Origin of the sequence: Akkermansia sp. JRP_AM1 (genome assembly GCF_049262625.1) — a bacterium.
Taxonomy (GTDB): domain Bacteria; phylum Verrucomicrobiota; class Verrucomicrobiia; order Verrucomicrobiales; family Akkermansiaceae; genus Akkermansia; species Akkermansia massiliensis.
The window spans coordinates 146,371-172,938 of the sequence record NZ_CP118234.1 but is presented as its reverse complement, the minus strand read 5'-3'; the positions used below and the strand labels follow the sequence as shown (position 1 = coordinate 172,938).

Here is a 26,568-nt window from a genome sequence, read left to right as displayed (position 1 = left end):
AACATCATGTCTGACGAGAAAAATAATGATTCATCCTTCCATTTTCCGGAATCGGATGAAAAGCAGTTCCTGGAAAAAATGGAACGGCTGGAAGGCAAGCTGGATGATCTGGAGCAGCAAGTGCTCCAGGCTCTGTCTGAAGTGGAAATCCCGAATACCTGGCTGGAGGAATGGGAGAAGTTTACGAACTCTGCGCCTGAATCCGGTGAACGGGAAATCAGGAAGTGGGTGGAAACCCAATTGGGCAAGCTGAAGGGGTTTGAAGCCCTGGACCAACTGGAACAGAACCAGATCGCGTCTCTATACCAGGACGCCCTCCTGTTCTCCCGGGAGATTTTGTCCAGAAAAGAGCAATTGGGCGGCACGCTGACGGATGAAGAACGTGATGTGCTGAATTATATTCAAAATTCAATTCGATAAATACCATGACTCCATTACTTCATCTCAGGCACTTGTTTGACTTTATAGCAACCAGGTATTTTTCCCGCCAGGATGGAAAGCGCAGGCTGGATGCCTTTCTCGTTCAGGAAGGCCATGCGGCGCTTCCTCATTATAATTATATCATGGAAAGACTTTCGGGGTTGCCTCTGACCCGGCATTCCGCTCTGGTCCAGATATTGGCCGGCATTATGACGGCCAGGATAAGTTGTCGCCTTCATTACAGGGACAATACGCATTATCCTGCCCTCATTCCCACTTGGATCACTTTTTCCCGGTATGCCTACCTTAATCCGGGAGCCGGAGGGTATCTGATGGGAATGGCGCCGCACCCTGACGCAGCCCTTCTGCCAGGCGTTCCATTGGCCTCCCTGGATCATGCCTTCTCTCCCTTTAGAGGTGCACCCGGCTACGATCCCGACAGCGGACATGTCCATGTGCGCCATGGGTTTAATGCCTACATCAAGCAGGAGGTCGCCGAGAACGGTGATTGCAACGTATATGTGGCGTTTCGCGGAACGGATACGGGACATGTGCGTGTCTTTGTTCCCAATGTATTGACGGATATTTTCCAGTTGTATTCCTGTGACATTTGCTACATTAGGGCGGCGGGACTGATTCGCCATTTGTTGAATCATGTGCCGGGAATAGTGTCCTTGCAGGCCACCGGGCATTCCCTGGGCGGCGGCATGGTCCAATTCGGGGTGGCGGCCAATGTAGGGTCACCTCTCCCGGTTGGCGGTGTCGCGGTGAATGCTGCGGGATTGTCCGGTAATTCCTTGCAGGCGCTGGGTGCAGACCGTTTGGCGGCCGCTGCCGGCGTCTTGGACCATATAACCACTTGCTGTGATCCGGTCAGTACGTATGGCGGAGGATTGGTGGGCGGCCGGTACCGCATCCCCAGGCAGAATGCGCCCCTTTCCAACGGCCATGGCATTGCCGATGTAGCCGCCTGTTATATGGCGGCTACAGGGGGTGGGGGAAACATCCCGGCAGATCCTCGCTAGTGTACCGGAGGGAGTTGAACGCGGAAAGGGGAGCCCCTTGAAGCAGCTCCCGGCACTTCCCTCTTTTCTTGTGAAAACGCAAGCCGTCCCATTGCTGGCAATGGGACGGCTTGAACGTGAAAGAGCAATTTGATTAGTGAGGCAGGCGGAAGTTGCGGTTGAAGGCGGAGACTTCCTTCTTGAGCTGGGCGAAGCCGTCCGGGTTCGGGCAGACCTGGTCGCCTACGTACAGCGCCAGGGCGCGGGCGATGAATTCCGCTACCTGTTCCACGTCTTTTTCCTTCATGCCGCGGGTGGTCACGGCGGGCGTGCCGATGCGGATGCCGGAGGGCTTCATGGGGGAACCCGTGTCAAACGGGATGGCATTCTTGTTCACGGTGATGCCCACGCGGTCCAGGGCTTCCTGCGCGTCCGCCCCGTTGATGCCCTTGTTGCGGAGGTCCACCATGAATACGTGGTTGTCCGTGCCGTTGGAGACGACGCGGAAGCCGAGTTCCGCCATTTTGGCCGCCATGGCCCTGGCGTTTTTCACGACCTGGGCCGCATAGTCCTTGAATTCGGGTTTCAGAGCTTCCCGAAGCAGGCCGCCTTAGCGGCAATCACGTGCATGAGGGGGCCGCCCTGCATGCCGGGGAAGACGGCGGCATCAAGCTTCTTGGCGTATTCCTCCTTGCAGATCACGAAGCCGCCGCGCGGGCCGCGCAGGGATTTGTGCGTGGTGGAGGAGACGAAGTCCGCATAGGGAACCGGGTTCGGATGCTGTCCGCCGGCCACCAGGCCCGCGATGTGGGCCATGTCCACGAACAGGTAGGCGCCGCAGGCCTTGGCGATCTGGCCCATGCGTTCAAAGTCGATCGTGCGGGAATAGGCGCTGGCTCCGGCCGTGATCATCTGCGGCTTCACTTCCAGGGCCAGTTTTTCCAGCGCGTCATAGTCGATGGCTTCCGTTTCCTGGGATACGCCGTAGTGAACTACGTTGTACAGCTTGCCGGAGAAGTTCGCGCGGTGGCCGTGGGTGAGGTGGCCGCCGTGGGAAAGGTCCATCGTAAGAATGGTGTCGCCGGGCTTCAATACGGAGAAGTAAACGGCCATGTTGGCCTGGGAGCCGGAGTGGGGCTGCACGTTGGCATGGTCCCCGCCGAAGATTTTCAGCACGCGGTCAATGGCAAGCTGTTCCACCTTGTCCACTACCTCGCAGCCGCCGTACCAGCGCTTGCCGGGATAGCCTTCCGCGTATTTGTTGGTCAGCAGGGAGCCCTGGGCTTCCCGGACGGAGGGGGAGGCGAAGTTTTCAGAAGCGATCAGCTCAATGTTGTTGCTTTCGCGGCGGCCTTCCTCCTGGATGAACGCGGCCAGTTCGGGGTCCGTCCATTGCAGGGGGCTGCCGGAGGATTTGACGACGCGGCGTTCATGGCGGCCGCCTTCAAAGTCCGCGTGCAGCCATGCGTCCAGCACGTCTTCCACGCTTTCATTGTCCACATAGGCGGAGGCCAGGCACAGCAGGTTGGAATCGTTATGCTGGCGGGAAAGGGCCGCGGCGGGGGCCGTGCGGCAGAGGGCGGCGCGCACGCCCACCCAGCGGTTGGCGGCGATGCTCATGCCGATGCCGGACCGGCAGATGAGGATGCCGCGGTCGTTGGTACCGTCAGCAATGCTGCTTGCGACTTCATTGGCGTAGTCGGAATAATCGCAGGAATTCTTGGTCATGGTACCCATGTCGGTCACTTCATGGCCCCATGCCTTGAGGAGTTCTACTACGGTTTCCTTGAGGTCGACTCCGGCGTGGTCCGCGCCGATGGCAATTTTATATGTCGTATTCATGATGGTGCTCATTGCTGACGGGCAAAGATACTGCCTTATTTCACCCCGGCTGGCAAGTCCCGGATTCATTCCGGCACGTTCCGGAAGGAGCGGCGGCCGCCTTTTACCCCGGAAAAAGGGCCCCGGTTCCTGGAGGAAACCGGGGCGAGTGGGAAGGAATGGGGAAGGGACCGTTATTTTCCGGAGGATTCCAGCTTCAACATGTCCTGGACGATGTTGATGCCTTCGCGGAGTTCCGGGTCAAGGCCGGAGGGATATTCCGGGGAGTCGTCCAGTTCCGCCGTGGGGTCTTCCGCCAGGTGCATGAACTGTTCGTTGTCCTTGTCCGGGTCCGCCAGGGGAAGCTCCCTGGCGTTGACGTCGTCCAGCGTCAGGCGGTAAATCTTGTACTTGGTGGCGTCTTCCTTGGCCATTTCCGCAAAGCGGCCCTTGCGTTCCTTGTTGATGGATTTGCGGCGCTCTTCCAGCGTGGAGTTTTCCTGTTCCCGCGTCTTCTTGTTCAGGGAGAGCTTGTTGTCCTTAATGCGCTGCTTCATCATGGCGATGTCTTCCCTGGCAATCTGGAGGTCGCGGTCTTTTTCCACGCGCTTCGCGCTGGCTTCCTTCAATGCGGGCAGCATGGCCGTGATGGAGGAGTCCTTTTTGTAATTGGTGCAGGGCGTGATCTGGTCATAGGGCATCGCGTAGTCCAGAATGTCTTCCCCCAGTTCAAACGCCGCCGTAGCGGTGGGAAGCTGAATGTCGCTCTCCACGCCCTTGAGCTGGGTGGAGCCGCCTGCCACGCGGTAGAATTTCTGGGTGGTGACTTTCAGCAGGCCGGCACGGTCCCTGGCTGCAAAGAAGGGCAGGTACTGGCCGATGTCCACCGGCTGCTGCACGGAACCCTTCCCGAAGGTGGAGTCATCCCCCACAATCACGGCGCGGCCGTAGTCCTGGAGGGCCGCGGCCAGAATTTCAGAGGCGGAGGCGCTGAGCTTGTTGATGAGCACCACAATGGGGCCGTTGAAAAGCTTCTGGCGGTTGTGGGCGGATTTGATGTCCACGTTGCCGCGGGTGTCCTTGATCTGCACCACGGGGCCGTTCCCGGTAAAGAAGCCCGTCATCAGGCGCACTTCCTCCAGGGAACCGCCGCCGTTGCTGCGCAGGTCAATGACCAGGCCGTCCACGTTTTCCTTGTTCATCCGTTCCAGGATTTTTTTGACGTCCTTGGCGCAGCGGCGGTCGCCGCCTTCCATGTCCGCATAGAAGGAGGGAAGGCTCAGCACGCCGATGCGGTTCTGCCCTTCCGGCGCGCCGGTGAGTTCGATGATTTCGCCCTTGGCGAGTTCGTCCTTCAACGGCACCTTGGAGCGGGTCAGCGTGATGATCTTGGCCTGGCCGGGAGCGTCCGCCGGTTCCACCTTCAGGCGCATCTGGGTGTTTTCAGCCCCGCGGATCATGTCCACCACCTTGTCCAGCTTCAGGAACAGGATGTCCACCATTTCTCCGGAGTTGTTGGAGTCAATGGCCACGATGCGGTCGTTCAGCTTGAGCTCTCCGGATTTGTCAGCCGGACCGCCCACGACGATACCCGTGATTTTGGTGGAGCCGTCGTCTTCACTGCCCAGCAGGGCGCCGATGCCGGTGAGCTCCGTGCCCATGGAAATCTTGAAGCGGTCCACCTGGCGGGCGCCCATGTAGTCCGTGTGCGGGTCATAGGTCATGGCTACTGCGCTGAGCAGGGTTTCCGCCACGTCTTCCAGGTCCGTTTCCTGAATGTTGCGCTGGATGCGTTCATAACGCATGAGCAGTTTTTCCTCCGCAGGCTTTTCATTGGCCAGCGGGTCGGGCTTGTTCTGTTCCTTCGCCAGGCGCGCCACGGTTTCACGGCGCAGGATTTCAGACAGGAGCTGTTCCTCCACCATGTCTTTCCAGACCTGCTGCATTTCCGCCTCATCCTTGGGCCACGCGGCGGTCTTGCGGCGGGAGCGTTCAATGGACCGGTCCTTGTCAAAGGTAAAGCCGCCCTTTTTCAGCAGGTCCCGCGCATAGGCGATGCGCTGCATGGCGCGCTGCCGGTACAGGGCGTGCATGGCCTGGGCCGCGTCCATCATCTGGCCGGACATCAGGTAGTCGTCCAGTTCCCTGCCGTATTTCTTCTTGAGGGCGTCCACATCCTGCTGGGTGAAAAATATCTTGTTGGGATCCACCTTGCGCAGGTAGGTTTCCAAGAATTTTCCGGACAGTTCGTCGCTGAATTCCTTGCGGGAGAAGTGGAAGTTCTGGAGCAGGAGGGACATTTGCTTGCCCACCTGGTTGAAGTCCGTGGCCGCGGAGGCGCAGGAGGTGATGGCGGCTGCGGCCAGGGCCGAGAATGCTGTAAGTCGAATCCAACGGAATGAGTGCATGTTCATAACGGAAAAGGGTGCGGTTTTCTCCATCAGGGAAAAAAGCTAGTGCTGGGATGTGAGTGTTACTGATTTGTAGGTGATTGTCTATCTTATAAAACGTCCACATGACGCTATTTTACGCGCCGGGTTTCCGGAAGGGGGAAAGGGACTGCCGGAGGGCGGAAGAACCCCCGTCCGTCCGGAAGGAACGGCATCCGGCGGGGTTGCAATCCTCTGCGAATGCAGGGCGCGGGAGAGAGGAAGAAAGAGGCAAATTCATTAGTGGACAAATACACCATAAAGTTTGAAATTCTGTGCGGAAGTCCGGCATTTGTCATATTGGGGCCGTACAGGAAGGAGAACGCGGTTTCCGGAGACTTTTTCCCGTGCGCCGTAGCGCCGCCCGCTTGACGGCAGCCTTTTTCTTTTTCCGCCGCCGCATTTCTCCCGGAGCGGGGAAGGCATTCCTTCCTTGTCAGCGGCGGGGGAGGGCCGGACGGGGCGCGGATGTTTCCAGTATGGCCGCCGCGGGGAGGGGAACATTTCAGGATTGAGGTCACGGAGGTTTTCTGTACACTTCGCGTGATGATGAGAACACCGAACCAGGACAAGAAGCCTTCCGGAAGCAAAATGGGCGTTCTGCTGCAGCGTTCATTCAGCACCGTGGTTCTGCTGGGTTTGCTGGCGGGGGCCCTGTGGTGGGACCGTGAACTTGGGTATTACGGGCTGGTCTGCATCTTCTGCATCCTGGCCTCCTGGGAATGGAGGCACATGCTGCTGCGTTCCAGAAAAGCCTCCCAGCCGAACCTGAGCTTTCTTTTCGGCGCGGCGTATCCCGTGCTGCTGTCCTGGGCGTGCTACGTGACCAAGTTCTGGGAAATCGCCCCTACGGAGAATGCCCCGTTCCTGATTCCCCTTCCTCTTCTGGTGGCGCTTGCCGCCCCGGTCCTTCTGGTCGTGATTTCCTTTATCCGTGAAATGAAGTATCCGGTGGTGGGAAGCCGGGCGCTCCGTTCCGTCGGGACCACGCTGCTTTCCTTCATTTATCCCGGCTGGCTGTTCGCCTTTGCCATTCTGGCCCTGCATCTGGCCTATATGAGGGTAGGGTATGTTTATCCGTCCATCGTCATGTGCGTGCTATGGGTCATTCTGGTGACGAAGATGGCGGACATTTTTGCCTATGTCAGCGGGTTCCTGCTGGGAGGCCGCATTTTTTCACGCAGGCTCATTCCCCACATCAGCCCCAAGAAGACGTGGGAGGGCATCCTCGGTTCCTGGGTGCTGACGAATGCGGCGGCCATCGGGCTGGTTTTCCCGATGTTCAGGGTCTCCGTCCTGTCCATGCCCCAGATGCTGGTGCTGGTGGGCTGCGTCTCCTTCATTTTCCTGCTGTCCGTTTACGGGGACCTGGCGGGCTCCCTGGTGAAGCGCAGCCTGGCCATCAAGGATTCCGGCTCCCTGCTGCCGGGGATAGGCGGCATTTTTGATTTGATTGACAGTCCTTCCTTTACCGTGCCGTTCTTCTGGTTCCTGCTGGCCTGCATCGGTTGAACGGCCCGGGCATGAACGGATTCCCCTGTAACCCGGTATGGATTCCCCCTCCCTTCCCATTGAGGAAATCCGCGGAGAATTGCTGGACGCGCTGCAAGCCCCCTCTCCGCGCATCCTGCTGAAAGCGCCCACGGGCTCCGGCAAGTCTACCGGCGTTCCCCCCATGATGGATGACGCCGGGCTGGGGGAACGCGGCCTGATCGTCGTCGTTCAGCCCCGCCGGATGGCCGCGCGCCTGCTGGCGCGCCACGTGGCCCGGCTGCGCGGAGTGGAGCTGGGGAAGGAAGTGGGGTATGTGGTGCGCTTTGAACGGCACATTTCCCCCCGCACCCGCATTGCGTACGTGACGGACGGCATGCTGGAACGCTGGCTGACGGAGCGGCCCGCCCTGGAAGGGGTGAGCGCCGTGGTGTTTGATGAGTTTCACGAACGGAGCCTCTCCGGGGATTTGTCCCTGGGGCGCGTATTGGACTTGCAGGAAGGCCCGCGCCCGGACATGGCCGTAGCGGTGATGTCCGCCACGCTGGAAATATCCGGCCTGCGGGATTACATGGGCGCCTCCTGCCGGGTGCTGGAGGCGCACGGAAGGCAGTATCCCGTAGAAACCGTTTACCGGGCTCCCCGGCTGGTCAGCGACGGCCGCGGCAGGGTGGCTCCCCCTCCCGTGTGGGAGCAGGCGGCGGACGCCGTGAAGGAGGCGGTGAAGGATGACGGCTGCGGGGACGTGCTGATATTCATGCCGGGCGTGTATGAAATCCGGAAAACGGCGGAGTTGCTGGCCGGCAGGCCGTGGATGGGCGGCCGGGACGTTTTTCCTCTTTACGGAGCGTTGACCCCGGAACAGCAGAATCGCGCCGTGGAGCAGGGGAAGAATCCCCGCGTCATCGTTTCCACCAATGTAGCGGAAACCTCCCTGACGATTGAGGGGGTGCGCACGGTGATTGATTCCGGTCTGGTGCGCCGGTCCGGCTGGGACCCCTACAGGGGCATGGATACGCTGCACCTGACGAAGATTTCCAAGGCGTCCGCCGCCCAGCGCGCGGGCCGTGCCGGGCGCGTGGCTCCGGGCCGCTGCTTCCGGTTGTGGAGTGAGGCGGAGCAGGCGCGGAAGGCGGATTTTGATCCGCCCGAATGTTTCCGGGTGGATTTGGCGGGGGCCGTGCTGAATCTGGCCGCGTGGGGCATAACCGCGCCGGAAGGGTTCCGCTGGCTGGATGCGCCGGACCCCCTGGTGATGCAGCGGGCCGTGAACCTGCTGGCCGCCCTGGGAGCTACGGAGGCGGACGGGAGCCTGACGGACGTGGGAAGAAGGATGACCGCTTTTCCTCTGCCGCCGCGGCTGGCGCGCCTGATGGCGGCCGGGCAGGATGAACAGTGCGTGGTGGAGCTTGCCGCCATTGCGGCCCTGATGCAGGGGGAGGGCGTGGCGATGAAGGGCGGCTTGAACGACAACCTGCGCGATTCTGCGGACTATACGGATTTTCAGGCGGAGTGGCGCGCGGTGGAAAAGGCTGTGGACGCCGGGTTTGAGGCGGGGGCGTGCACCCGCTGGGGCATTTCCGCCCGTGGGGCGCGGGAAGTGTGGATGGCGTATCGGCAGCTTTTGTCCATCGGCAGCCGGGGGAAATCCCGGGAAATGCCGGAGCCTGATTTCACGGCGGCGCGGCCTGCCGTGGTCCGCGCCATGATGGAGAGCTTTGCGGACCATGTGGGCGTCCGGAACGGAGTGGCCGCCAACACGTGCCGCATGGCCGGCGGCGTGGGGGGCAGGCTGGCGGAAGGCAGCGTGGCGTTCCACGGGGAGCATTTTGTGGCGGCGGAGGTGGCGGAGTTGTCCGGAAAGGCGGTGGAAACCCGTGTGGGCCGCTGTACGCTCATTGACCCGGAGGAGCTGCGCGCCGTCTGGCCGGAGCGTTTTTCCGGCGGGGAGGCGGCCGTCTTTGACGCCGTGCTGCGCCGCGTGCGCCTGCACCGGAGACTGATGTATGAAGACCTGGTGCTGGAAGACCGGGACCGCGGGGACGCTCCGCCGGAGCTGGCCGCCCCCATTCTGGCGGAAAAGGTGGTGGACGGAACCTTGAAGCTGGTGAAATGGGATGACGCCGTGGAGCAGTGGATACGCCGCCTGAACGGTTTAAGCGTCTGGATGCCGGAACTGGAACTCCCCCGTTTTTCAGAGGAAGACAAGCTGGTTGCCATCTCCCTGGTTTGCGAGGGAGCCGTGGGCTACAAGGACATCAAGGAGAGGGAGATCATTCCCGTGCTCCGGGACTGGCTCTCCGGCTGGCAGGCGAAGGCGCTGGACGATTACGCTCCGGTGAGCCTCACGCTGACCAACGGCCAGCACGCGAAAGTGAGGTACGGGGAGGATTCCACGCCTGTGATCGGCCTTACGGTGCAGCGGCTGTTCGGCGTGGCGGCGTCTCCGCGCATTGCCAACGGCTCCGTGACCGTGAAGGTGGAGGTATTGGCCCCCAGCCAGAGGCCTTGGCAGGTGACGGGCTCCCTGGAAAGCTTCTGGCGGAACGGCTACGGCCAGATGAAAAAAGACCTGGCGGGGCGCTATCCCCGGCACCGCTGGCCCGATCCTGAAGAGCTGGATTTCCTCCCCCGTTCCCGTTGAGAAGGCGAAAGGATTTTTCTGTAACAAAACAGTAGCAAAATCGTCCGTTTCCGTGTAAAGAGGCGGTGGTGCAGCTCGCGGACGCCCTCCGCCCACCATTCACAAGAGACAGTTATGGACTCAATTTACTGGATTATCATCGTAGCCCTGCTGCTTCTGGCGGCATTTGACCTGATCAACGGCGTAGCGAATGACGCCGTCAACTTCCTCAACTCCGCCATTGGTTCCAAGGCCGCCCCCGTGCGGGTGATCCTGACCGTGGCTTCCATCGGCGTGCTGGTGGGCGCCTGCTTCTCCGGCGGCATGATGGAGGTGGCCCGCAACGGCATTTTTCACCCGAACATGTTCAGTTACCACGAAGTGATGCTGCTCTTCCTGGGGGTGATGATCAGCGAGGTGATACTCCTGGATACCTTCAATACCTTCGGCCTTCCCACGTCCACCACCGTTTCCCTGGTGTTCGGCATTCTGGGCTCCGCCGTGGCGACGGCCCTGTTCAAGATTTCCAAGCTTCACATGACGCAGTCCGTGTGGGACTTCATCAATACGGACAAGGCGTTTGAAATCGTCACCGGCATTCTCCTTTCCGTAGCCATCGCCTTCACGGTGGGCACCATCGTCATGTGGGTTTCCCGCCTCGCGTTTACGTTCAAATACCAGTCCCGCTTCAAGTGGTTCGGCTGCTTCTGGTGCGGCATCGCCATGACGGCGGTGGCCTACTTTGCCGTGTTCAAGGGCTTGAAGGAATCCACCCTGATGGAGCCTTCCTTCATTCAATACATTGACCAGAACCTGGGCATGGCCCTGCTGGTGGCCTTCGGCGGTTTTTCCGTGCTCATGTTCCTGCTCCAGCACCTGTTCATGACGAACATCCTGCGCCTGACCGTGCTGGCCGGCACCTTCTCCCTGGCCCTGGCCTTTGCGGGCAACGACCTCGTGAACTTCATCGGCGTGTTCATGGGCGGCCTGGATTCCTTCCAGTACGCCACAGGCGTAGTGGAGGCCGGCGGCTCCGCCTCCTCCATCACCGCCATGGAATGCCTGATGCCCGGGCAGGGCGTTCCGGTGAACCATTACATTCTTTTTGCCGCCGGATGCATGATGATTTTTGCGCTGTGGTTCTCCAAGAAGGCGAAGACGGTGATCGCCACCGGCGTGGAGCTTTCCCGGCAGGGTGAAGGAGGCATTGAACGCTTCGGCTCCGTTCCCCCGCCCGCGCCATCGTGCGCAGCGCCATCGCGCTGGGGCGCGGGGTGAAAAAGCTTATCCCCGCCCGCATGCTGGTGCGCATGAACCATCAGTGGGATGCTGCCCCGCAGCCACTGAACCCCAAGGACCGCGTGGCTTTTGACCTGATCCGCGCCACGGTGAACCTGACGGTGGCTTCCCTGCTGATCGCGTGGGCCACGGGCAAGCAGCTCCCCCTTTCCACCACATACGTGACGTTCATGGTAGCCATGGGTTCCTCCCTGGCGGACAAGGCGTGGGGCAGGGAAAGCGCGGTTTACCGCGTGACCGGCGTACTGACCGTAATCTCCGGCTGGTTCATGACCGGCCTGGCCGCCTTCACGCTGGCCGCCGTCATGGCGACCGTCTTGCACTACGGGCAGGTGTACGCCATCTTCGGGCTGCTGGCCCTGGTGGTCGTCATCCTGGTGAAATCCACCATCATGCACCGCAAGCGGGAGAACAAGCTTTCCGTAGAGCGTTTTGACCAGATTACGGAGGAAAACATTCTGGACGTGTGCAGCCACCAGGTCGTGGACAGCACGCTCAAGCTGCGGGAAATCTACAATGACACCGTGGAAAACTTCTTCCAGGGGGACCGGAAGGCCCTGAAAGAGCTGGCGGACGCCGCGGAACGCCTGGCCCTGACCAGCAGCGAGCACCACAAGTACGACATTCTCCCCATCCTGTACAAGATGCAGTCCCGTTCCCTGGACATGGGCTACCACTTCGTGCAGGCCCTGGAGCATTTGAACGAAGCCACGCAGAGCCTGGCGCAGTTTTCCGAGTCCATCTTCACGTATGTGGACAATAACCACACGCCGTTCACGATTGACCAGGTGGACGACTTGAAGGAGGTGCATACCGCTCTAATGAAGCTTCTGGATGAATACTGCAAGATGCTCCAGACGGGAACGTACATCCAGTTCGACTATACCATGGTGGCCCAGGAACAGCTCCTTCAACTGGTGGCAAAGGCCACCAAGCGCCAGATCAAGCGCGCCCAGCGCAACCAGACGCGCACCCGTTCCTCCCTCCTTTATCTGAACATGCTTAATGAAATGAGGTTCATGGCCGTGCAGGTGCGGGCCCTGACCAATGACGAACGGAACTTCGTGGCGGCGTAAGGCGGCGGGGAACCGGGCTTTTTGCATGAAAAGGAAAGAAAAATCTTGAGCGTTTGGTTCATGCAAGTATGCTGAATGGACAGGGGTGTTCGATAAAGAAGGAACGAGAGCCTTCCGAATCACCAGGAACGACCCTGATTTCATAGGTAGTTAGTTGGAGCGGCTGCGGAAGGAATTCCGCAGCCGCTTTTTTGCCCCCGCAGGAGGGGGCGGACCTTGTGTCATACAAAAGAAGGAATGTTTGAACATATTTCCCGCCCGGCTGTCTCACCCATAACGGTTATGATCCGGATGCAGTGAAAGAGAGAGCACTTCATCCACTTAAGGACTCAACCGTCTTCATAGGTAGTTAGTTGAACAGCAGCCCCGGCGAAGGGATTCGCCGGGGTTTGTTCGTCTCCGGATGGCGCATTCCACGCCGTAAACGGCTGGAAAGAAGCGGGGAAGGAAGAATAGGAGGCGTTTTGCCGCGGGGTTTGATTGACGAGCGGGACGCATCAGGGCATAGTGGCAGGGTATGAAGAGAGCGTTTTGCGTGATAGCCGGTGCATGCAGCCTGCTTGGATGGGCTCCGGCGGACGAGGCTGGCATGAAGAATGCGCTGGCGGACTGGCAAATGAGGCAGTCCGACTGGGAATCCGCATTCAAAACGGCTGAAAGCGATGAAAAAAGAGCGGAACTGATGGAGAGCCGTCCGAACGCCATTCCGGTGGCGCAGGAATTGTGGAGGCAGGTGGGGAGGGACCTTCAAAAGCCCGAGACTCAAAAACCCTACCTTCTCCCGGCTGTCATTTGGTTTCTGGACCATCCCCAGGCCGTGGCGCAGGCTTTCCCCAACGGAGACGTTGCCAGGAAAATTGTCGTGCTTTGCCTGGACTCCCTGGAAAATACCCTGTTCCGGGAAAAGGGAGCGGGAAAAGCGGCGTATGCGTTGAGCAACTCCCGCGACCTGCGCTGCCGCGTTATTCTGGAACAAATCAAGGATTACAACCAGTTTCCGGAAGACCAGGGGCTGTCCGCCCTGGGGCTGGCCATGGTGATGAAGGAAACGACGGGAATGCTCCAGGATGACGTCAGGCTGGTGGCGGCACGCGGAAAGCTGCTGAAAGACGCCATCATCAAATGCTATGATTCCAGCTTCGGTCCCGTTCCGGTCCGGAATCTGGTGAAGGAAGAGCTGTATGAAATACGCAATCTCAACATTGGACAGACCGGGCCCAAAATAAGCCTGCCTTCCACCGCCACGGGCGCGGAAGTGACGGTCCCCTCCGGAGACAAGCCCGTGCTGCTGGTTTTCTGGGATCCCCGGGATGTGCGCTCTGTCCAGTTTTTGCAAAAGGCCGTTTCCCTACGGAAGGAATTTCCGGGCCTGACGGTCATGCCGGTGGCCCCCGGAAACAGTGAGGACGTGAAAAAGGCCCTGCTGAATTTGGAGATGGATACTCCCTCCCTGGTAGATGAAAAGGCGGCGGCGTTCAAGGATTACCGCGTGATGCTCACGCCGCGGGTGTACCTGCTGGACCCTGCGGGGAAAATCCTGATGCGCGGCACGCCGGACATGCTGTTTGACGCGAATCTGTACGCGGTCATGGGCAAGCTGGAAGGGAAAAAGAATGGAAAGGCGGACGAGAAAAAGGCCCCGGCCGCCCCCGCTGCCGTGAAGCCGGCTCCGCTGCCGGCCAGGATCAACTCTCCGGATACGCGCATTCCCTCCGTTCCGCAGCCTGCCGCGCCCCGGCCAGCGGCCCCGCCTGCTTCCTCCGGTGTGGAGCAGCCCTCTTCTCTTTCCGCTCCCCCTTGCGGCCCATGCCCGAATAGCCTGTTCCATGGAAAATATTCCATTGAGAAAGGCCGCGGAGGCTGTGGCGCGCTTGCTGGCCGGAGCGGGGCACACGGTGTATTTTGTGGGAGGCTGCGTCCGGGACAGGCTGCTGGGATATCCCGTGAAGGACATTGACATTGCCACCTCCGCCCGTCCGGACGAGGTGTTGCGCCTGTTCCCGGACGCCTGGGAAGTGGGCGCCGCCTTCGGCGTGGTGCTGGTGCGCCGTGGCGGTTTCTCCTTTGAAGTGGCTACGTTCCGCAGGGACGGCTGCTACAGGGACGGCAGGCGCCCGGAATCCGTCTGCTTCACGGATGCGGAGGAGGACGCCCGGCGCCGTGATTTTACCATGAACGGCCTCTTGGAAGATCCGTTTTCCGTTCCTCCGGGTTATGTGGTGGATTATGTGGGCGGCGTGGAAGACATCCGGGCCCGCGTGCTGAGGTGCATCGGGGAGCCGGACCGCCGTTTTGAGGAGGACTCCCTCCGGCTGATGCGCGCCGTCCGTTTCGCCGTTACCAGGGAAGTGCGGGTGGAAGCGGAAACTTATGCCGCCATTTGCAGGAACGCCCCGCTGCTGGCCCGCATCGCGCCGGAGCGCATCCGGGAGGAACTGGACCGGATTCTATTGTCTCCAGGAAGGAAACGGGGCGTGGAAATGCTGGTGGAAACGGGGCTGATGAAGCATGTTATTCCAGAGGTATACGGCATGATCGGCTGCACGCAGCCTCCCCAGTGGCACCCGGAGGGGGACGTGTATGCCCATACGCTGATGATGCTGGACGCGCTGGGGAAGGACGGCGCCCCCGTGTCTCTGGAGCTGGCCCTGGGCGTGCTGCTGCATGATGTCGGAAAACCTCCCTGCCGCCAGGTGGATGAAACGGGGCGCATCCGTTTTTCCGGTCATGACAAGGAGGGCGCCTCCATGGCGCGGGACATTTTAAGGAGACTGAAATATTCCAATGCCGTGATTGATGCGGTGTGCGCCATGGTGGAGCGCCACATGCGCTTCATGAACGTGCAGCAGATGAAGAAGTCCACCCTGCGGATGTTCATGAGCGCTCCGCATTTCAGCGACGAGCTGGAGCTTCACCGCCTGGACTGCCTTTCCTCCAACGGATTGATGGACAACTGGCAGTTTGTCAGGGACGCCATGGATTCCTACCGGGACGCACCCCTGGTGCCTCCGCCCCTGGTGACCGGGCGCGATCTGCTGGACCTGGGACTGCCCCCCGGTCCCGATTTCAGGAAATGGCTGTCCCGTTTGCAGGAGCTCCAGTTGGAAGGAACGCTCCGGACCAGGAAGGAGGCCCTGCTGATGCTGGGGCAAATTGCCCCGGTGGAACAGAATACACTTGCAGAGTACCTGGAAAAGTTAGCATTATAGGCCGCAAGACCTCATCCTTTCAGCTCATGCGCCCGGTCATTTATCAACTGTTTGTCCGCCATTTCTCCAACATGGAAACCCATGGGGTGGACTGGGGGACCCGGGAGACGAACGGGTGCGGCACCTTTAACGGCGTGACGGACAAGGCCCTGAGGGAAATAGCCCGGATGGGCTTTACCCACATCTGGCTGACCGGGGTGCTGAGGCACGCCACGCAGACGGCCTATCCCGAGCTGCCCGCCCAGCCGGAATCCATCGTAAAAGGCCTGGCCGGCAGTCCCTATGCGGTAGTGGATTATTTTGACGTGGACCCGGACCTGGCCTCCACGCCGGAAAAAAGAATGGAGGAATTCAAGGCCCTGGTGAAGCGCTGCCGGACGGTGGGACTGCTGCCGATGATCGACTTCATCCCCAACCATGTTTCCCGCGCCTACCTGGCGGACTGGGACGGCCATGACGATTTCGGGGAAGGGGACGACCACCATACGTTTTTCTCTCCGGAGCAGGGGTACTTTTACCTGACCTCCAACAGCCCGGGGGACGGCCCCCCCTGCATCTGCCGGACGGCCTGTTTGAAGGGGAAATGACCTTCGGCCGCGTCACGGGCAACAATGCCGTTACGTGGAACCCCACCAGGTATGACTGGTATGAAACGGTCAAGCTCAACTACGGCTATAACTTCCTGGCCGGACTGCCGACCCTCCGCCTGCTGCCGGACTGGACCAGCCCCAAGCAGCACGTGCCCAAGACCTGGCGCATCATGGACGACATCCTTTCCTTCTGGCAGGGCCTGGGCATCGGCGGTTTCAGGTGCGACATGGCCCAAATGATCCCCATGGCCTTCTGGAAATGGGCCATTTCCCGTTCCCGCGTCCGTCTGCCTGACGTGTTTTTCATGGCGGAGGCGTACAACGACCACATGAAGACCACTCCCGGCGATCCCTGCGCCGCGCTGCTGGAAGCCGGGTTCAATGCCGTTTACGATTCCGATTGCTACCATCTGGCGCTCCACATGTACACGGAGAATAACTGGGCCAACGATTTCGACCGTCTTTTCCGCAGCAACCCCAAGTACATGACCAACGGCGTCCGCTATGTGGAGAACCATGATGAAACGCGCGTGTGCTCCCCGCTCTCCTGGGGCGGCGTGGGGCGTACCGTCCTGCCGGCCATCATGACGCTGGTGTACGCGTCCGGTCGCGGTCCCGTGCTGGTGTACAACGGGCAGGAAGTAGGGGAGCGGGCGGAAAGCCCCGGCGGCTATGGCGGCCATGACGGCCGCACCAGCATTTTTGACTACACCTGCCTGCCCCAGCTCCAGCCCTGGGTGGCGGACGGACGGTTTGACGCCTCTCTGCTGCCGGAGGACTCCGCGGAGCTGAGGAACTTTCATCAGCGGCTGCTTCCCCTGATGCAGCATCCGGCACTGGACCGCGGGGATTTTTACGGCCTGAACTGGGCCAACATGAAAAACACCACCTTTGGCAGGGAACCTGCGGAAGACACCTCCGGCCACTGGGTGTACGCCATGCTCCGGCATGATGCCCGTGCCAGGGCCACCGTGCTGGTGGTGGGGAACCTTTCCCCGGAGATCAACTTCTACAACCTCCGCATTTCCATTGCCCAGCACGCCTTCGGCTGGTGCGGCATCCAGACGGACCGCGTGCGTGTCAGGAACCTGATGGCCGGAGAGGGGGAAGACCGGGTTTTTGACCGGAAGGAACTGATGGAACGCGGGCTTCCCCATCCCCTGAAACCGGGGCATGTGGGCGTGCTGGAACTCTCTGCCGTTTAAAGGCGCATTCCCTCCGGAGGGGTGCGGCTGCTCTTTCCGATATTTTTTGCTCTGCTGGGCGTTTTTATAATGACGGGCGGTTTTTAATTCGGTATAGTCCCGGAAATTCCTATGACTAGACGTTTCCCTCACTCCATGTCTGCCATTCAGCAAATTGCCCTGGCGCTTGCCGTTGCCGGTATTGGAGCCGGCCAGGGGCTGGCCCAGGAAGGAGCAGGGGCCGCCCGCCGGACTGCGGCCCGGATGGAAGAGCAGGCCCAGGCTTCCATGCTGCTGCTGGGGCAGGCGCGTCAGCTGTATTCCGAGGGCAAGTACCAGGAAGCCCTGGACAATTACCGCAGGAGCCTGACCGCGCTGCCCAAGTCCCCCAACATGGAGAAGCGGCGCCGTTTTCTGGAAACCAGCATTGCGGACGCCAGCGTGGCCGTGGCGCAGGAATACATCAAGGTGGGGCGTTACGACGAGGCCGTCAAGCTGCTGGAAGATGCCTTGAAAGCCACGCCGGACCATGCCCTGGCCAAGCGCACGCTGGAAATAGCCCGGGACCCGGTTCGCACGAATCCGGCCCTATCCCCGGAACACGTCAAGAACGTGGAGGAAGTCAACCGCCTGCTTCGCCTGGCTTACGGCTATTATGAACTGGGCCAGTATGATGCGGCCCTGAAGGAATTTACCTCCGTCCTCCAGACGGACCCTTACAACACGGCGGCGCGGCGCGGCATGGAGCTGGTCAACCGCGCCAGAACCGCCTACTTTGACGCTGCCAGGGATGAAACCCGGAGCAGCGCCCTGGCGGACGTCTCCAAGCTGTGGGAGATGCCCGTTCCGCTGACGGAAACGCCGGAGGAACCCGCTTCCTTCTCCCAGCCGCTGGACAATCCGGTGGTGAATGTGGACCAGAAGCTGGGCATGATCCGTCTGCCCCGCGTGCAGCTGGACGGCGCAACGGTGCAGGAAGCCGTGGACTATCTGCGCAGCCTGGCCAGGACGCATGATACAACGGCCATGACGACGGCAGAGCGCGGCGTGAACATTTCCGTGGACCCCGGTCCTGCGGACAGCGTTTCAGCCAAGGAGACCGCCGGCAAGAGAATTACGCTTAATCTTCAAAACGTGCCGCTCCGCGACGCCCTGGAATACGTGGCGCGCGCTTCCGGCCTCATTCTGCGCACGAACGCCTTTGGCGCGGAGCTGGTATCCAGTTCTGACGGCACCTCCTACATGGTGACCAAGGCCATTGCCCTTCCTCCGGGTTTCTTCTCCGGCCTGTCGGAATCCTCCGATTCGGAAAATGCCGATCCCTTCGGTTCCGGGGATGCCGGTTCTTCCGGCATGACCCTGAAACGGGTGGACCCGCAGAAGGCGCTGGCCTCCCTGGGCGTGAAATTCCCGGAAGGCAGCTTCATCAAATACAACTCGGGCAACTCCACCCTCCTTTTCCACGGCACGCCCAAGGACTTGAGCATGCTGGAGGAGCTGGTGGCGTCCAAGACGGCGGAACAGCCCCTGCAGGTGGTTGTCAGCGCGACGTTCCTGGAAGTCAATCAGACGGACCTGGAAGAATTGGGCTTCAACTGGATCGTGAACCTGAACCTGGACCCCTCCAAGTGGTTCATGGGCGGTGCGGGCACCAACAAGAATGACTACAACAACACTGTGCTGGACAGCGCCGCCAGCGTGGTCGGAGCCGCCGTCCCGGCAGGGGTGGTGGGTGGACTGAGGTCCGGCAACCAGGTTTTTACGGAAGACAGCATTGACGGCATGATTGAGCGCGGTTCCTCCGCCAGAAGCACCGGCGTGGCCTACGTTCCCGGCGGTGCACCCAGCATCGTCACCATGCGCGGCATGTGGAGCCAGGCGGACATCACGATGATCATGCGCGGCCTGAGCCAGAAGAAAGGCACGGACATCATGCAGCATCCTTCCGTGATTGTGCGCCCAGGGGAAAAAGCCACCTTCTTCAGCGGCAAGGAACTGATTTACCCCACGGAATACGATCCGCCCGAAGTTCCCAACAGCACGGGCAACAACAATAACGGAGACGACTGGGGCGACTATGACGACGATGGCGGAGACCGCCTGCCGGTCATGCCCATCACGCCCGCCCACCCATCCGCCTATGAAACCAGGCAGCTCGGCACGGTATTCAACGTGGAGGTAACCGGCATCAGCGATGACAAATCCATCGTGGAAATGACCGTAGTGCCGGAAATCGTGGACTTTGACGGCTTCATCAACTACGGTACGCCGCTCTTCGTCCCCGTGGCCTCCCAGGAGAAAAATGCGAAGGAAGACATCGTCATGGTGAAAGCTTCCGACAACTTCATTCTCCAGCCCGTATTCTCCACGCGCCGCCTGACCGCTCCGGTACGCATTGCCACCGGCAGCACGCTCGTCATCGGCGCCTTGAAAAAATCCACCTCCATCACGTATGAGGATAAAATCCCCATTCTGGGGGATATTCCCTGGGTGGGCCGCCTTTTCCGCTCCAAGGGATCCAAGGAAGAGCGCAAGGCCATCATCATCATGGTGAAGGCGGAAGTGGTGGACCCGGGCGGCAAGCAGCTTTACACGCCGGGCACCGCCGTTCCGGATGAGGAAGCTCCGGCAGGGCTCGCGCCTCTTCCCGCCCTCAGCAATGCCCAGTAACCTTTAACCGGATTAAGACTATTGAAGAACAGTGATTCCGATCCTGAGTCCTCTTCTTCCTCCCAGGGGGCGGACAATATCATGCGCCAGCTGCATGCCTCGGATTCCCAGGGCGTGGAGCGAAAGAGGGAAGTAGTGGTGCGCCCGGACGGCAGCAAGGTCATCCGTGTGGAAAAACGCCGGCGGACCTACAATGACGACCACGGGGACGCCAAGCAGGCCGTGCTGAAAAACAAGCGTTTCCTCATTGGCCTCTGCATCTTGGTCCTGCTGGTTGTGGGCGCCCTGGCGGGAACGTACATGTACCGCCTGACTTCCTTCAATACGGAGGAATTCGCCGGGCGGCTGCAATCGGACCTCTCCGCCGCCTGGGGCGGGAAGGTGGAAGCCTCCGGCATGGCGATGGACGGCCTTTCCATGAAGGCCGCCCGCATCAAGGTCACTTTCCCGCAGGATTCCTGCCTGTCTTTTGTAATGATGGAAGGCGTTTCCGGAGAAATCTCCGCCACGTCCCTGTTCATGGGAAAAATCAAGGGGGAAAGCCTGAACATGGCCAAGGTCACGATTGGCCTGCGTCCCGGATTCTCCAAATTTGCCGTGCCGCAGACGAAGCGGGAACTCCCGTTCGTCTTCCGGCGGTACACCTCTCCGCGCCTGGAGGTAGGTTACGCCCACAAGACGGAGGAACTTACCCTGGAGCGGAATGACGGCCCCTTCTACATGACGGCGGAAGCCTACATCCGCACGTCCGGAAACGGTACGGAACCGGAATACGTGCTGGACCTGTCACAGCAAAAGCTGAAAATCAAGGGCTGGCCTCTGATGGGCGTCGACTCCGGCTCCATCATTTTAAACGGAAACGGCGTCAAGCAGCTCACCTTCTCCGGTTTTCTGGACAAGGGGCGCCTGCTCAACAAGCCTACGGACCTCAGCCCCTTCATGATTACGGGGAATTTCCTCTTGGGTACGGATTTCCGCCACCAGGCCTGGACCCTGACGGGCAGGAATTTTGACCTCCTCTCCCTGGTGGGGGATGACTTCGCTTCCTTCCTCAAGGTACAGATGGGGGAACAGGAAGTGGATGAAAAGCATGAATTGAAGCTGGACTTTGCGCTGCCCGTGACGGACGAACAGAAAAGGCCCTCCGTAAAAGGGTACAGCGGTTCCGTCATCAAGGCGACCATGCTCAGGCTGCCCGTCCTGCGCCTGCTGGCGGCCATGACCGCCCGGAACACGGAAATAAGGCTGCCTTACTCTTCCCCAGTCTTTACGTCCGGCTCCTTTCTGCTGGAAAGCGACGGAACGGACCGTTCCGCCTCCCTGAAAGAGATTTCCCTGTTTGAGCAGGGCTTCCTGGGAGTGACCGGGGTTCTGTACAGCAACGGTTCCGCCGTGACGGGAGAGCTGGTCTTTAAAATCCCCTCCTACATGGTGGATAGCCGACGCCTGCCGTCCGGCGTTACGCAGGAGGGGCATGAAATCATTCTCCCCGTGAAAATTTCCGGTACGCCGGCATCCCCGCAGGACAACTCCGCCGGCATGCTCCAGGAAGTGGAGCCGCGCGCGGACCGTCCGGGAATGGGGACTGCCCCCTCCCGCGGAACGGCTCTTCCCGCTCCGTCAAGTACCCCGCCCGCCCGCATTACGGTGGACGGATTCATGTGATATTGCCGAGGATTCATGTTGCTGCTCAACCCCATTGTCCGAAAAACGTCCGAAAAGCGTTCCCGCTGGTGGACCAAGCTGGCCGGCTTCGGCCTGTGGTCGTTGCTCCAGCCCATCTGCATGAGCCTGAATATCCGCTCCATCAAGGAGGAGCACGACGACGTTTACACGGCGCCCTTCCTGGTGGCCCTCTGGCACAACCGCACGACGGTGCCCGGCTACGCCTGGTCCCTGGCCCAGAAGCCGCTCAAGATGTGCGTGCTCACCAGCGCCAGCAAGGACGGCGCCCTGGTGGAGGCCGTATGCAAACACTTCGGCTTGGATTCCGTCCGCGGTTCCTCCGGACGGCGGGGAGCCCTGGCCTACATGGAAATGATGAGGAAGGTGCAGGAGGGGGACGTCTGCTTCTGCCTCACCCCGGACGGTCCGCAGGGCCCCATTTACCAGGTGCACCACGGCATCATCAAGATGGCCTCCCAGTCCGGGCTTCCCATCGTTCCCGTGTGCATCGAATATGAAAGCTGCTGGAGGCTGAACAAGGCCTGGGACCGCTACGCCATTCCCAAGCCGTGTTCCAACGTGAACATTCTATGGAAAAAGCGCCTGTTCATTCCTCCGGACGCAACGGATGAGCAGGTAGCGGACTACGCCCGCCTTCTGGCCGGGCTGCTGAGCGAGGGGCTTCCGGACTTCCCGCCACTTAATCAATCATTATTATGCAAATCATCGACGGAAAACAGGTAGCCTCCCAGGTGCTGGAAGAGGTTGGAAAGGACATTGCCCGGCTCAGGGAACAGGGAATAACGCCCGGCCTGGCCGTGGTTCTGGTGGGGGAGGACCCCGCCTCCCAGGTGTATGTGAATTCCAAGGTGAAAAAATGCGCGGAGCTGGGAATGAACTCCCGTAAAATCGTTCTCTCCGCGGATGCCTCCCAGGAAGAACTGCTCCAGGTCGTCCGTGACTTGAATGCGGACCCCTCCATCCACGGCATTCTGGTGCAGAGCCCGCCTCCCCCCATATCGACGAGGCGGCCGTGGTCCTGGAAATAGACCCCGCCAAGGATGTGGACGGCTTCCACCCGGAGAACGTCGCCAAGCTGGTGCTGGAGGATGAAACCGGTTTTGTGCCCTGTACCCCGCTGGGCTGCATGAGGCTGTTGCAGGCGGCCGGCATTGAAACGGCGGGCGCGAATGCCGTGGTCATCGGCCGCAGCATGATCGTGGGCAAGCCGATGGCCCATCTTCTGATGTCCAAGCAGGCGAACGCCACCGTTACGGTGGCCCACTCCCGCACGAAGAACCTGCCGGAGCTTTGCCGTTCCGCAGACATCATCGTGGCGGCGATAGGCAGGCCCGCATTTGTGACGGCTGATTTTGTGAAGGACGGCGCCGTGGTGGTGGACGTGGGCATCAACCGCGTGGAAGATGCCTCCGCCAAGCGCGGCTACCGGATTGTTGGAGACGTGGCCTATGATGAAGTGGTGCCCAAGTGCCGGGCCATTACCCCCGTGCCCGGCGGCGTGGGGCCGATGACCATCGCCATGCTGATGGCTAACACGGTCAAGGCCTGCCGCCAGCAGACGGGGGCCTGACGGAGTGCCGTGACGTCCGTTTTTCTTGTCAAATGAAGGAAAGTAGGGCAGTATTCACTTACCATTATGTCAAGTAAATTACTCGAAGGCAAAGTTGGTGTCGTAATCGGCGTGGCGAACAAGCGCAGCATCGCGTTCGCAATTGCCAAGGCATGGCATGAAGCGGGCGCAAAGCTCATCTTCAATTATCAGGGCGAACGCCTCAAGGACGGCGTGCTCAAGCTGGTCCATGAAAACTTCGGCGAAGACGTCCCCGTTTACGATCTGGATGTCAGCAATGATGAATCCATCAATGCATTCTTTGAAAAAGTCCGGGAACACACGGACAAGGTGGATTGCATGCTGCATTCCGTGGCTTTTGCCCCGAAGGAAGCCCTTGGCGGCAGTTTCCTGGATACGGGACGCGAGGCGTTCAAGATTTCCCTGGATATCTCCGCCTACTCCCTGGTGGCCCTTTCCCGCGCCGTGGAGCCCATGATGTCCGACAACGGCAGCATTCTGGCGATGTCCTACCTGGGTTCCGAAAAGGTGGTGCCGAACTACAACCTGATGGGCGTTTCCAAGGCCGCCCTGGAAGCCTGCACCCGTTATCTGGCGTATGATCTGGGCCGCGCCCGCGGCATCCGCGTCAACTGCATCAGCGCGGGCCCCATGCAGACGCTTGCGGCACGCGGCGTTTCCGGCTTTAACACCATGTTCAAGGTGTATGAGGAACATGCCCCCCTGGGCCGTTCCTGCACGGGCGAGGAACTGGGCGCTACCGGCGTCTTCCTGGCCAGCGACGGCGCAGCCGCGATCACCGGACAGGTGATTTACGTGGACGGCGGCTATCAGATCATGGGCATGTAGCATTCCCTCCGGGAAAATTTCCCCTTTGTTTCAGGCCGTACCGCTTGTCGGTACGGTCTTTTTGCGCTGTTTCCGCGGGTATGACAGGGATGCGCCATCTCTCCTGTCAAAATTCTTGTGTTCCGGTGTCTCATTTTTATAAATAAGAAAATGACAGCCTCCCCTCGTTATCTGTTTAACGGAGAAACGTGCGGCAGCTTGGATGAATTGTTCCTCCGCTACGGGAACTCTTCTCATAAAGCCCATATCTCCCTTGTTGGCGGGGACGGAATGCACATGCAGTCCGTTCCGGTGGGTAACGGCCTTTATTATTGCGAGGTGGGGGATGACGCCCATGGCTACGTCTGCCCCCATGAAATGCCGGTTGAGGAATTGGAGGAACAATTCCGCCGTTTTGATTCAGGGGAGGATTTCTCCTTTGTGAAGGAAGATTGGAGCTTTTACGAACCTTCCGCCTCCCCGCTTCCGGCGATGGTCAAATGGATTGGCGTCGCGGCCCTGATGGATGCCGCCATTGTACTGGCCTTCATCGGGCTTCCGGAGGGCCACACCGTCCATCTTTCCTGCATGCTGGATACGTTTACCCGTTTTCTGCTCAGTTAAGGCGCGCAGGGGCGGCCTGTTGAAGGAAGCCTTTTGCGGCTCCTCTTCAGGGGGCGAGTACCTTCAGCGTGCCGTGGCGCGTGATGCGGACCGGGGCGTTGCCCATATAATCGCCGTCCAGTTCACAGGCGGCCTGTCCGGCGGAAATGACGGTTCCCCCCGTCATCCGGATATATTCAAAGGAGCCGTTCCGCCGGGAATGGAAGCCTCCGTGGACGGCGGCCATCAGGCATTCCCCGATGATGGAGGGAATGGAATGTTTGAAAACCACGGCGTCCAGAAGACCGTCGTCATTATCCGCTTCCGCAAAGAAATTCAGCGGTCCGCCGTACCTGCGCCCGTTGCCGAAGAGGATGGAACGGCCTGCCACCACCCGCCCGTCATCCGTGGACAGGGTCAGCCGGGGCTGCCGCTCCGTGCAAACCCGGGCGCCGGCAATGACGTAGGCGAAGGCCTTCCATTTCTTTTTCATTTCCCACGTGGTCAGTTCCACGGCACGGGCGTCCGCGCCTATGCCCGCCATCTGGAGAAAGGGCTGCCCGTTGAAGGCGAACAGGTCCACGTCCCTGGGACGTCCCGCATTCAGAACATGCAGAGCATGGTCAAAATCCTGCCGGATACCGATTTCACGGGAGAAGACGTTCATGGTTCCCGCGGGGAAGGGGGCCAGCGCCGTTTCCGTATTGCAGAGGGCCCTGGCCGCCACGCCCAGCGTGCCGTCCCCGCCCGCCACGGCCACGACGGGAGTTCCGGAATCCGCCCGGGCGGCCAGGTGGCGCAGCATGTCTTCCCTGCTTTCCGGCTCAATGACGTCAAAAAGATCCCGGTGGCCGTCCAGCCAGCGGCGGAAGCGGTCGGCCCTGGCGCTGCGCGCCGTATTATTGAAAAACAGGGGAATCCTCATGGAGCGGTCACGGAGAAATTCAAAATCTGCACCGGGGCTTCCGTATGGGCCACGGGTTCATGGCGCACTGTTCCGTCGGGCAGCATGAATTCCAGAATGCCGCGGGAGACGTTGTCCGGCAGGCGCACTTCCAGAAACTTCCTCATGTCGTCGGATGGGCCGGGGGTGGTGCCTTCCGCCAGGACTTTCCCTTCTTCCGACTTGAGAACGACGCGCAGGGGCAGTCTTCTGCCGCTGCCTTCCTTCCCATCCCTGATATCCAGCATCAGCCTGCTGCCCGGCAGGTACTCCGGCTGTGCCGCCACCCAGTCCGACGCCAGTTTCATATAACGGTCCGTGATCCTGACGGCGGGGACGGTCCGGCTTTCCGGAGGGAAGGTCAGCGCGCGCCGTTTTTCGTCGTAGCGGGCTTCCCAGATCAGCGGGAAGAACTCTCCGGCGCCCTCCTTCTTCCAGGAGGTGGCGTAAATGGCGTTCTCCGGTTTGCGGGGGTCCAGCATGCTGATGGCGGACATCACCCACGGGGTGTTGAAATCCTTCTCGTTGTACTCCAGCATTTTCCATTCCCCGTCACACCAGGCTTCCACCCAGTTGTGGTTGCCGCGCACATGGTTCCAGGTAAGGACGCCGGCCATGCGGGCCGGAATGCCCACGGAGCGGAGCGCGCAGACGAGCAGGATGCTCTGGCCCGTGCAGGAAACCTTGCCGGATTGCAGGGATTCCTTCACCCCCTGGTGAGGAACCCTTCTTTCCGTGGAATAGCGCACATTCAGGGTTTTCTGGATGCAGGAGGCAATCGTGAGGGCGGCTTCCCGGCCCGTCTTGCATGCGGAAACCAGCGGCGCAAAGAGGTTGTGGAACTGTTCCCGCCATTCGTCGCGCGGCTCGTTGACCACGGCATAGGGGAGCACGTTGTTTTCATAAAGCTCCCACGGAACCTTGCCGGCCCAGGGGAACTGGCTGCGGGCGTCCAGCGCCAGGCGGACTTCCCGGTCCAGCCGTTCTTCCGTAATCGTTTCCCTGTCCTGCGCGGGCATGTAGGCGCGCAGGAATTCCACTCCGTCCGGAATGGCGTCATGGGCGGCGCAGAGAGCGGCGGTCAGGCCCAGGAGAAGGGCGGAAGGCAGCGGATTCATGAAC

At 60.5% G+C, this 26,568-nt stretch carries 18 protein-coding genes and 2 pseudogenes; 16 read left to right on the top strand and 4 right to left on the bottom strand.

What is annotated here, in order from left to right:
- Positions 1-6: 6 nt before the first annotated feature.
- On the top strand, positions 7-420 hold the full coding sequence (locus PVA48_RS00740) for a hypothetical protein (RefSeq protein WP_102722817.1): 414 nt from the start codon (positions 7-9) through the stop codon (positions 418-420).
- Between the two features lie 5 nt (positions 421-425).
- On the top strand, positions 426-1,445 hold the full coding sequence (locus PVA48_RS00735) for a hypothetical protein (RefSeq protein WP_146021107.1): 1,020 nt from the start codon (positions 426-428) through the stop codon (positions 1,443-1,445).
- A 133-nt stretch (positions 1,446-1,578) separates the two neighbouring features.
- On the opposite strand, the pseudogene rpiB reads toward PVA48_RS00735, so the two are convergent.
- A pseudogene (rpiB, locus tag PVA48_RS00730) lies at positions 1,579-3,266 on the bottom strand (ribose 5-phosphate isomerase B).
- Between the two features lie 173 nt (positions 3,267-3,439).
- Positions 3,440-5,653: a carboxy terminal-processing peptidase gene (locus tag PVA48_RS00725; RefSeq protein WP_249852995.1), complete on the bottom strand. Its 2,214-nt coding sequence runs from the start codon at positions 5,651-5,653 to the stop codon at positions 3,440-3,442.
- A 567-nt stretch (positions 5,654-6,220) separates the two neighbouring features.
- Here PVA48_RS00725 and PVA48_RS00720 point away from each other — a divergent pair.
- The 14 genes and pseudogenes from PVA48_RS00720 to PVA48_RS00655 all read left to right on the top strand — a co-directional run bounded on the left by PVA48_RS00720 (position 6,221) and on the right by PVA48_RS00655 (position 24,524).
- The gene (locus PVA48_RS00720; protein ID WP_180975166.1) at positions 6,221-7,186 is read left to right on the top strand and encodes a phosphatidate cytidylyltransferase; all 966 of its coding nucleotides are present in this window, start codon (positions 6,221-6,223) and stop codon (positions 7,184-7,186) included.
- Positions 7,187-7,223: 37 nt separating this feature from the next.
- Positions 7,224-9,809: an ATP-dependent helicase HrpB gene (hrpB, locus tag PVA48_RS00715; protein WP_102728285.1), complete on the top strand. Its 2,586-nt coding sequence runs from the start codon at positions 7,224-7,226 to the stop codon at positions 9,807-9,809.
- A gap of 114 nt (positions 9,810-9,923) precedes the next feature.
- Complete coding sequence (locus PVA48_RS00710) at positions 9,924-11,066, top strand: inorganic phosphate transporter (protein ID WP_423232081.1); 1,143 nt, start codon at positions 9,924-9,926, stop codon at positions 11,064-11,066.
- The gene (locus tag PVA48_RS00705) at positions 11,033-12,163 is read left to right on the top strand and encodes a hypothetical protein (RefSeq protein WP_423232080.1); all 1,131 of its coding nucleotides are present in this window, start codon (positions 11,033-11,035) and stop codon (positions 12,161-12,163) included. The genes PVA48_RS00710 and PVA48_RS00705 overlap by 34 nt, the downstream gene beginning before the upstream one ends.
- Before the next feature lie 589 nt (positions 12,164-12,752).
- Positions 12,753-14,120 (top strand): TlpA family protein disulfide reductase, encoded by a 1,368-nt coding sequence (locus PVA48_RS00700; protein ID WP_423232079.1) that lies wholly within the window; start codon positions 12,753-12,755, stop codon positions 14,118-14,120.
- Positions 14,107-15,372 (top strand): CCA tRNA nucleotidyltransferase, encoded by a 1,266-nt coding sequence (locus PVA48_RS00695; protein ID WP_423232078.1) that lies wholly within the window; start codon positions 14,107-14,109, stop codon positions 15,370-15,372. Before PVA48_RS00700 ends, PVA48_RS00695 begins: the two co-directional genes overlap by 14 nt.
- A gap of 26 nt (positions 15,373-15,398) precedes the next feature.
- Positions 15,399-15,959, top strand: coding sequence for an alpha-amylase family glycosyl hydrolase (locus PVA48_RS00690; RefSeq protein WP_423232077.1), 561 nt, complete (start codon positions 15,399-15,401; stop codon positions 15,957-15,959).
- Complete coding sequence (locus PVA48_RS00685; RefSeq protein WP_423232076.1) at positions 15,956-17,167, top strand: alpha-amylase family glycosyl hydrolase; 1,212 nt, start codon at positions 15,956-15,958, stop codon at positions 17,165-17,167. The genes PVA48_RS00690 and PVA48_RS00685 overlap by 4 nt, the downstream gene beginning before the upstream one ends.
- Before the next feature lie 135 nt (positions 17,168-17,302).
- Positions 17,303-19,816, top strand: coding sequence for an Amuc_1098 family type IV pilus outer membrane protein (locus PVA48_RS00680; protein ID WP_180970941.1), 2,514 nt, complete (start codon positions 17,303-17,305; stop codon positions 19,814-19,816).
- A gap of 21 nt (positions 19,817-19,837) precedes the next feature.
- Positions 19,838-21,481, top strand: a complete 1,644-nt coding sequence (locus PVA48_RS00675; protein WP_102728289.1) for a hypothetical protein — start codon at positions 19,838-19,840, stop codon at positions 21,479-21,481.
- A gap of 15 nt (positions 21,482-21,496) precedes the next feature.
- Positions 21,497-22,225, top strand: a complete 729-nt coding sequence (locus tag PVA48_RS00670) for a lysophospholipid acyltransferase family protein (RefSeq protein ID WP_022396698.1) — start codon at positions 21,497-21,499, stop codon at positions 22,223-22,225.
- Positions 22,198-23,072, top strand: a pseudogene (folD, locus tag PVA48_RS00665) (bifunctional methylenetetrahydrofolate dehydrogenase/methenyltetrahydrofolate cyclohydrolase FolD). Before PVA48_RS00670 ends, folD begins: the two are co-directional and overlap by 28 nt.
- A gap of 66 nt (positions 23,073-23,138) precedes the next feature.
- Positions 23,139-23,921: an enoyl-ACP reductase FabI gene (locus PVA48_RS00660; RefSeq protein WP_022396700.1), complete on the top strand. Its 783-nt coding sequence runs from the start codon at positions 23,139-23,141 to the stop codon at positions 23,919-23,921.
- A gap of 150 nt (positions 23,922-24,071) precedes the next feature.
- Entirely contained in the window at positions 24,072-24,524 is a 453-nt protein-coding gene (locus PVA48_RS00655; protein ID WP_102749507.1) for a hypothetical protein, read from the top strand.
- A 46-nt stretch (positions 24,525-24,570) separates the two neighbouring features.
- Here the strand turns inward: PVA48_RS00655 and PVA48_RS00650 are convergent, their stop codons facing one another.
- Both PVA48_RS00650 and PVA48_RS00645 read right to left on the bottom strand, forming a co-directional pair.
- Positions 24,571-25,428 carry a diacylglycerol/lipid kinase family protein gene (locus tag PVA48_RS00650; protein WP_102722802.1) on the bottom strand — a complete coding sequence of 286 codons (858 nt, stop codon included), beginning with the start codon at positions 25,426-25,428 and terminating at the stop codon, positions 24,571-24,573.
- Positions 25,425-26,564, bottom strand: a complete 1,140-nt coding sequence (locus tag PVA48_RS00645) for a transglutaminase-like domain-containing protein (RefSeq protein WP_102736288.1) — start codon at positions 26,562-26,564, stop codon at positions 25,425-25,427. The genes PVA48_RS00650 and PVA48_RS00645 overlap by 4 nt, the downstream gene beginning before the upstream one ends.
- Between the last annotated feature and the right edge of the window lie 4 nt (positions 26,565-26,568).